This window comes from Flavobacterium sp. FlaQc-28, from assembly GCF_044007415.1.
Taxonomy (GTDB): domain Bacteria; phylum Bacteroidota; class Bacteroidia; order Flavobacteriales; family Flavobacteriaceae; genus Flavobacterium.
In genome coordinates this window covers 1-255 of the sequence record NZ_JBIPCM010000035.1, presented here as the reverse complement: position 1 = coordinate 255, position 255 = coordinate 1, and the positions used below count along the sequence as shown (strand labels likewise).

The window sequence follows — 255 nt, the reverse complement described above, 5'->3', positions numbered from 1 at the left end:
AAGAATGTGAATTCCAAGTTCATAACTTTGAATACGGAAAATCAACACTTCCTGTCTTAGGAGACTATGTTTGGTATGATGTTAATGGAAATGGTGTACAAGACGAATGGTATGATGCTAATAATGAAGGTGTTGTAACTAAAAACATCCCAGACGCAGAGGGTGCCATAGATTACAGTCTTTGGGAATGGATCGATTTTAATGGCGATGGAAGTTATGCTGGTCCAGCAAATGCGGGTGAACTAAATGCCGGTG

1 protein-coding gene is annotated in these 255 nt (G+C 40.0%); it reads left to right on the top strand.

Annotated features, from left to right (window positions below; genetic code table 11):
• Positions 1-255 (top strand): hypothetical protein (locus ACHRVL_RS23070; protein WP_395415601.1); only part of this gene is annotated, 255 nt, incomplete at both ends.